We start from the raw sequence: 8049 nt of genomic DNA, 5'->3' as shown, positions 1-8049 counted from the left end.
ATTCCTGCAACTAAAACGCGTTCTATTCACCAAGAAGCGCCTGAATATGTTGAGCAATCAACGGTTTCAGAAATTCTCGTCACTGGTATTAAAGTCGTGGATTTGTTAGCTCCTTATTCTAAAGGGGGTAAAATTGGCTTATTTGGTGGTGCTGGTGTTGGAAAAACCGTTCTCATTATGGAACTTATAAACAATATTGCAAAGGCACACGGTGGTTATTCCGTATTTGCTGGTGTGGGAGAACGTACGCGTGAAGGAAATGATCTTTATTATGAAATGATCGAAAGTCGCGTGAATGTGAATCCAAGAGAGAATAATGGTTCAACGGAAGGATCAAAATGTGCGCTTGTTTACGGGCAAATGAATGAACCCCCAGGAGCACGTGCGCGTGTGGCTCTTTCAGGATTGACAATTGCGGAAAGTTTCCGTGATGAAGGACAAGATGTTCTTTTCTTTGTGGATAATATTTTCCGTTTCACGCAAGCAGGAGCTGAGGTGTCTGCTCTTTTAGGGCGTATTCCTTCTGCTGTGGGGTATCAGCCAACTTTGGCAACGGATATGGGGGCTTTGCAAGAACGTATTACCAGTACAAAAACAGGCTCTATTACCTCTGTTCAAGCGATTTATGTTCCTGCAGATGACTTGACAGATCCAGCACCCGCAACGTCTTTTGCCCATTTGGATGCAACGACAGTTCTTTCGCGCTCTATTGCTGAAAAGGGAATCTATCCAGCGGTTGATCCGCTTGACTCTTTCTCGCGTATGTTGGATCCATTGATTGTTGGGGAAGAGCATTATACGGTTGCTTGTCAAGTGCAAACTATTTTACAACGTTATAGGGCACTTCAGGATATTATTGCTATTCTTGGAATGGATGAACTTTCTGAAGACGACAAATTGCTGGTGGGACGGGCACGTAAAATTGAACGTTTCCTTTCGCAACCTTTCCATGTGGCGGAAGCCTTTACTGGTTCACCGGGAAAACTCGTCCCTTTAGAAGAGACAATCAAAGGTTTTAAAGGTCTTTGTGCTGGCGATTATGATGATTTGCCAGAAGCTGCTTTTTATATGGTTGGTTCGATTGATGAAGCACTTGAAAAAGGAAAGCGTCTTATGGCAGAGGCTTCTTAGTAGGAAATTTCTTATTAAGAAGAAAACTGTCATGAATATTTTGTCGTTAAAAAGTACGAGTCGTTGAAAAAAACGGAAAGTCCTTATATCGGGTATTGTGGAGACTTTTGTGGAAAACAATAGAGAAGAGCATTTTTTGTTTGAGCTTGTATCGCCTGAAAAAATTGTGTTTTCAGATCAGGTCGTGTCTGTTGTTCTTCCTTCAGCTTCAGGTTCTTTAACAGTTATGGCGCATCATGCGCCATTGGTGGCAAGTATTGTGTTGGGCAATGTTCGTGTTCGCACTTCTTTAGGTGAGAAATTATTTGCTGTATGTGGAGGTGTTGCAAATATTACCTTTTCAGGCTGCTCTTTATTGGTAGAGCATGTTGTGGCTGTAGAGCATCTTTCTTTTGATGTATTAGAACAGCAGATTTTGCAAGTTCAAGCGACGTTAAAGGGGGGAGCAAGTGATGAGGATAAACATAAAATAGAGGCTTTTTTCCAGCAATTGTCAGCTGATGGTTCTTCGTTAATAGAGGCGTAGCAAGGGTAGACAGGAAAAGGTGACATGAGCGGGAAAAAGAGTACGGTTGTGTCTGCTAAAAGGAGCGGAAAACCTTTTCCTCGTCCTGGTCGTGTTTTTGCAGGGCCTTTGCCAAAGTGCTTTGTTTATATTTTGGCTTCTCTTATTTTGCAATGGGCTTATGGTTTAGGGGCTAATATTGTTCAGTCTAACATTGTCCATCTGACCGGTGATTTTCACGCAACTTTGACCGAGACAACATGGTTGGTAGCGGCTTATATGGCGCCAAATGTAAGTATAGCGATTATGTTGATCAAAATTCGCTATCAATTTGGGTTGCGCGCTTTTGCTGAATTATCAATCCTTGGCTTCGTTTTGGTTTGTGTTTTACAGCTCTTTGTTACGGATTTGCGTTCTGCATTGATTATTCGCTTTTTCGCTGGGATTGCTGCTGCACCTTTGGCTTCGCTTGCTCTGCTTTATATGATGGAGGCTTTTGCTCCAGCAAAGAAGTTTACTATTGGTCTTAGCTTGAATTATATGAATGCTGCTTTAGCGGCACCTTTATCACGTTTGATTTCTCCTGATTTGCTGGAACATGGTGGTTTTTCCAGTCTTTCCGCGCTGGAAATGGGATTGGTTCTCATCAGCTTGGTTTGTATCTATACTTTGCCCCTAACGCCTGTTGTTCGCAGTAAGGTGATTCAAAAGTTAGATTGGATAAGCTATGGTTTGATTGCTCTTGGTCTTGGATTAAATGCCGTGATTATGTCTGTTGGCATATTGTATTGGTGGTATGAAGCACCATGGATTGGTTGGGGGCTCGCACTTGCCATTTTCTCATTGGCTATTGCTATTATTATTGAGCTTAATAGAGAAAAACCGTTGATTGATCTCCGGTGGATTTTCAGTAAGGAAATGGTCCAATCTGTTTTTATTTTATTTATCTTTCATGTTTTCTTGTTAGAACGGTCAAATTTGCCCGTAGGCTTTTTTAATCTTTTTGGTTTGCTTAATCGTGAGATGGCGCCCATGTATCTTGCTGTGGTACTAGGTATTTTGTTAGGGGGAGCTGTTTGCGTCTTTTTTTTACGAGCGGGGCGTGAGGATTATTTTTATTTGTTATCTTTGGGTTGTTTGGCGCTGGGAGCTTATTTAGATAGTCGTGTAAACCATTTAACGCGTCCGCAAGATATGATGTTGAGCCAAGGATTGGTGAGTTTTAGTTATGCACTGTTTTTGCCGCCTGCTCTTTTCAAAGGGTTTGTGCTCGCTGGTGAGAGAGGTCCGCGTTATGTTTTAAGCTTTATTGCTGTTTTTTTGTTAACGCAAGTGACAGGGGGATTGATGGGGTCTGCTTTTTTTGGCAGCCTACAGTTTTATTTTGCCCATAAGAACTTTGAGTCTTTAACGCAAAATATTGTTGTTACTGATCCACTTATTTCTGGTGAGATGAATACTTTGTTTTCGCCTTCTTATGGTGTCTCTGTTCCCAATGGCTTGGGGAGTGAGCAGGGTACTTCTATGTTGATAGAAAAATTTAAGTTAACAGCAAATATTTTTGCTTATGATGACGTTTTTAGGCTTTATTTTTATATTTCAATGATTGCATTCGTTATTTTTCTTGTCACAATGATTGTTAAGTCATGCTCTTTGCGAGCATTAGAAAAGTAGAGTAATGTCATAGAAAGAGGGGTGCAAAAAATGATAAAAGCATTACGATCAAAAGCTACAATTATTGCATTCCTATCAGGTATTACGGGTGTTTTACTGATTTTATGGGCTTGGAGACTTCCTCCTTTTGTGAGTCACATCCAAATAACGGATAATGCTTCCATTAAGGGCAATGTTACGCTGGTTAGTTCACAGATCTCTGGGGTGATCGCGCGGATTTATGTGCAAGATTATCAACGCGTTGAAAAGGGAATGTTGCTCTTTGAGCTCGATGATTCTCTTTTTCGTCAGCAGTTTGCACGGGCACAGGCTATTCTCGATTCAAAAAATGCAAAACTAGCAAGTATTGAATTGCAAGCACAGCTTTTGCAGGGCGAAATTAATGCTGCAGAAGTCGAATTGGCGCGTTCACGAGCATTCTCCAATATTGTCCCTGAAAGTAAAAAGTTAGGTTTTGGTGATACGGCAAGTTCTGTTTCTCGTCCTCTTTCACAACTTTTGACGGCATTGGAAACAAAACGACAATTGCAAAAACAATTAAATCTTGAACGGCAAAGTTTACAGTCAGAAATTGCGGGAGCAAAGGTGAGTGTTGAGTTAGCAAAACTTAATCTCGATCACACAAAGATTTTATCTCCTCGAACAGGCTATATTGGATTAGTTGGAGCGCGGGTAGGGCAATATGTTATGCCGGGGACACAATTGGTTTCTGTTATTTCTGATGATATTTGGATTATTGCTAATTATAAGGAAACGCAACTTTCTCAGATGCGTGTGGGACAACCGGTTGTTTTTTCTGTTGATGCATTGAACAACAAAAAGTTAACAGGGCGTGTGGTTCGTTTTGCACCTGCTACAGGCTCAGAGTTTTCATTGTTAAAAACAGATACAACTATTGGTAATTTTATCAAAATTGCGCAACGTATTTCAGTACGGATTGCTTTAGATCCTGGGCAGGAAGGAATTGAAAAGCTCATCCCTGGGATGTCCGTGGTTACGTATGTAGATACTTCGCAACGGGTCGATTCTGGAGGATAAAATTTTGGGTTTTTTCAGTTTAATTTTTGCGTCATTTACTTATAGCAAGTGGTTGTTTACGTTGGAAGATTTCGTTTGGTTTGTTATGATACATCTTTTAAAGCTCTTAAAGTTCTTATTTGTTATGCTGTAAAATAATGCTTTTTAGAACATTAAAGCGCATGCATTTTTAATCGTTTCTATTTCTTTTGAAGTAACTCAGTAGGGGGATGGAGTATTGGAAGCTTTGCCTGTGGTTTTGCACAACACTGTCCTTTGAGGTGAGGTGATACGAACCACATGGGTGGACAGCGGAAGAGTCTGCGAGATAAAAAGTTGGATTATCCTGTTATGCCGTAAAACAGCGTTTTTTAGAGCGGTGATATAAGGCATTACAAGCTTTACATATTAAGTGTTTTTTAGATATCGTGATCAGTATTCAGGGCAGGGCTTGTCTATCGCGCCTATAAAGTGAACCGCGTAAATGGTCAGCAGGTGAAGCCTGCCGAGAGATGCTGGACTGTTGACAGTCCGGTGACTGGTAGGAATCTCCATTCTTTGAGGTGTGGGGAGGAAGTCAAAGACGGATGAGGCGGATGAAAAACTTATCCTTTTGGGAGAGGGCGTAAAGTTAGGAGGAAGACGTAAAGTTTATATTTTGTAAACCATAAAAATGCCCGTTTTGAGTCGGGCATTAAAAGGGGAGGTTGTTGCTTGTGTTATTAATTTTTACGGATCAGCAAGAAGCTTACTAAAACGACTCCTGCTGCTAATGCGAGGGTTTTTTTAGGATTTTCTTTCGCTTTTTTCTTTAATTCTGTAGCATGTTCGTTGAGGTGATAAAGTGCGTGACGGCCTTTTTGTTTCCATGTGTTAAACAGCTCAGAAATGTTTTCAAAGCTATCATTTTGAGAACTCCAATAATTTACGGGAACCAGCTCTCTTTTTAATTGTGCTATACGTTTTTTAATTTTAGCATTTTTTCTATGGGGTGAAAATAGACACATTTATTGACTCCTTCATATGTTAAATTGTTGCATGATCGTTGGAATTGTGTTTGGGGTTTTGCTATAACGGCTTGAAAATTGAAAGGTTGCATTGATCATGCCGCGCGTGGGTGAGATGATAGTTAAGAGTTTGGGTTTAATGAGGCATTTTTTAATGTACTCGAGTTCATTTCGTGATGGTGTTTGTTAAGGATGTAAGGTAAAAATTTTTACAAAATGGTGTAAGGTTCATTCATAAAGATGGTGGGCGATGTCTTCATTTTTTTGTTTGTTTAAAGTGTTGGGATAACTTTTGGCACTTGAAATAGTTTATAAGAAATTTTTATCTATCTATTCTCTTGTGGCTGTAGGGAGTGGCATTGATTGATTCAATTAAGAAGATTTAAAATGAGGAAATCTTACGATATTTGGGTTTGCCATTTAAATTTGTAAAAAATAGATTATTACAAATCAATATGTTGGATTAATTTGGCGATGTCTTTCATGCATTTTTAAAAATTGCGCTTTGTTAGGCGTTATCTGTTGTGTTGTAAAACACTGTTTTGTGATGACATTGATGTAAGGTATCGGCATGCAACTTAAAAATACAGTATTGTCTCTGTTTTGTTTCAGTTTCTTTTTGAAGCAACCAAGTGTAGAAGTATAAACTTGAACAGAAGTAGTAGAACTTATCCGGTGCGTCTATAGAATGAATCCACCTATGAATTGTATTGCATCAGTGTTAGTAGGTAGAACCTTTTGAGAGCAATCTGTTAAGATTGGTGGGCGGTGTAATTTTCGTCCTTTGAAGCGCGGAGGAAGTCGATATAAACGATGATTGATAGCGCAGGTTTTAAAAATTTGAGGACTTGATGAGTACGACCTATCCTTTATCTAAACCACTTGAGCGTCGTCGGTCTGTTGGTGTTGCTGTTGGTGATGTGATCGTTGGGGGGGAGAGCCCGATTGTTGTCCAGTCAATGACCAATACAGATACAGCGGATGTTGATGCAACTGTTGCGCAGGTTTCTGCTCTTTGGCAAGCTGGATCTCAATTGGTTCGGATTACTGTTGATCGCGATGAAGCAGCAGCTGCTGTCCCAAAAATACGGGAGCGATTGGAGAGGTTAGGTTTTTTTATCCCATTGGTGGGGGATTTTCATTATATTGGTCATAAGCTTTTATCAGAGCATCCTGCGTGTGCTGAGGCGCTTGCAAAATATCGCATCAATCCTGGAAATGTTGGCTTTGGTGCAAAAAAAGATCGCCAATTTGCGGAAATTATAGAGATTGCTTGTCGGTATCATAAACCTATTCGCATTGGTGTGAATTGGGGTTCTCTTGATAATGCGTTGTTAACACGGCTTATGGATGAAAATGCACAGCAAGAAAAACCCTTATCTGTGGCTGAAGTGATGCGGGAAACTGTTGTTCAGTCGGCTTTGCTTTCGGCTGCTTTAGCAGAAGAGTTAGGATTGGGACGTGATAAAATTATTCTTTCTGCTAAAGTGAGTGATGTCCAAGATCTTATTGCTGTCTATATTGCCCTGGCAGAGCGTTGTGATTATGCACTCCATTTGGGTTTGACAGAAGCAGGGATGGGAACAAAGGGGGTTGTAGCTTCTTCGGTGGCTTTGGGCATTTTATTACAGCAAGGGATTGGTGATACGATACGAATTTCATTAACCCCTGAACCTGGTGGTGATCGAACACGAGAAGTCAAAGTTGCACAAGAACTTTTGCAAGTAATGGGGTTTCGACAATTTTTGCCTGTTGTTGCTGCTTGTCCTGGATGTGGTCGCACGACCTCGACAGTATTTCAGCAATTGGCACAAAAAATTGAAGCGGATTTACACAAAAATATGCCCGTTTGGCGTGAAAAATATCCTGGGGTTGAAAGTTTGAAGGTGGCTGTGATGGGATGTATCGTCAATGGACCGGGGGAGTCAAAACATGCGGATATTGGAATCTCTTTGCCTGGAGTGGGGGAAAGTCCAGCGGCACCTGTTTTTATTGAGGGACAAAAGGTAAAAACTTTGCGGGGTGATCACATTGCTGAAGAATTTGAAGCGCTTTTGAGTGATTATATTCATACACGCTTTGGGCAAGGTTGAGGTAAAAATCGCATAAGGTTGAAGTAAAAAGGGTGTATCGTTTTTTTAAACAAGCTGTCTTCAATGTGAAGAGGGTGCTGTTGTGTGCTGCTTTAGCTATGGTCAATACTGTTGTTGGTTGCTTATTATTTTAGGTAAAACCAGATGATATGCCTGTTTTAGAATGAGAAGCTTATGAAGGATATTAATGAGCTTGAGTGTGTTAAGACTATTAAGCAAAATGATATGAATACTTTAATAGATCCGTAAATGTTGTTGCTGGTTTTTGGGCTACTTTTGAGACAGTGAAATATTTAGCGGATTTTGACAAATGTCAAATTATAGAAAGAACATTGTTTATTGATTTTTTAGGCATTTTCCCAGAATTTTTCGGGGTATCAAATTGATAGGATTGGAGATCCTTATAGCGGTTATTGCTCTATTTGTCGTGAAATATAAGCTTTTTATATTGATATAAAATGATGTATATGGTGCCTTTTTGGGTGTTATTGGGGGAATGCATGACCAGTATATTAGCATTTGGATTTTTATTTAACGGTATAAGAATTTTAACAGGTGCCTTTATTGTCTTTTATATGCTTGAAAAAGGGCTAACTCTTATTGATATCGGGATCATTAAGTC

General features: G+C 40.0%; 6 protein-coding genes and 1 pseudogene. 6 read left to right on the top strand and 1 reads right to left on the bottom strand.

Translation table 11 applies throughout. The features are described 5' to 3' along the window. From atpD to ACFIO3_RS05645, 4 genes are all read left to right on the top strand, one after another. Positions 1–1131 (top strand): F0F1 ATP synthase subunit beta (gene atpD, locus ACFIO3_RS05660; RefSeq protein WP_375704185.1); only part of this gene is annotated, 1131 nt, incomplete at its 5' end. 109 nt (positions 1132–1240) lie between these two features. Next, entirely contained in the window at positions 1241–1657 is a 417-nt protein-coding gene (gene atpC / locus ACFIO3_RS05655) for an ATP synthase F1 subunit epsilon (protein WP_375615019.1), read from the top strand. Positions 1658–1681: 24 nt separating this feature from the next. Beyond that, positions 1682–3310, top strand: coding sequence for an MFS transporter (locus ACFIO3_RS05650; RefSeq protein ID WP_375606579.1), 1629 nt, complete (start codon positions 1682–1684; stop codon positions 3308–3310). A gap of 30 nt (positions 3311–3340) precedes the next feature. Next, a complete protein-coding gene (locus ACFIO3_RS05645; protein WP_375606578.1) occupies positions 3341–4348 on the top strand; it encodes an HlyD family secretion protein in 1008 nt (335 codons plus the stop codon). Positions 4349–5049: 701 nt separating this feature from the next. On the opposite strand, the gene ACFIO3_RS05640 is transcribed toward ACFIO3_RS05645, so the two are convergent. Further along, positions 5050–5334 carry a hypothetical protein gene (locus ACFIO3_RS05640; RefSeq protein WP_375606577.1) on the bottom strand — a complete coding sequence of 95 codons (285 nt, stop codon included), beginning with the start codon at positions 5332–5334 and terminating at the stop codon, positions 5050–5052. Positions 5335–6185: 851 nt separating this feature from the next. Here ACFIO3_RS05640 and ispG point away from each other — a divergent pair. Together ispG and ACFIO3_RS05630 are read left to right on the top strand one after the other, a co-directional pair. Then, positions 6186–7427, top strand: coding sequence for a flavodoxin-dependent (E)-4-hydroxy-3-methylbut-2-enyl-diphosphate synthase (gene ispG / locus ACFIO3_RS05635; protein ID WP_375606576.1), 1242 nt, complete (start codon positions 6186–6188; stop codon positions 7425–7427). Positions 7428–7927: 500 nt separating this feature from the next. Beyond that, positions 7928–8049 (top strand): annotated as a pseudogene (locus ACFIO3_RS05630) (MFS transporter); the annotation flags it as partial.

It is taken from the genome of Bartonella sp. AD328YNZD (assembly GCF_042196425.1).
The sequence above is the reverse complement of the archived record's forward strand: the minus strand, read 5'-3'. Positions and strand labels throughout refer to the sequence as shown.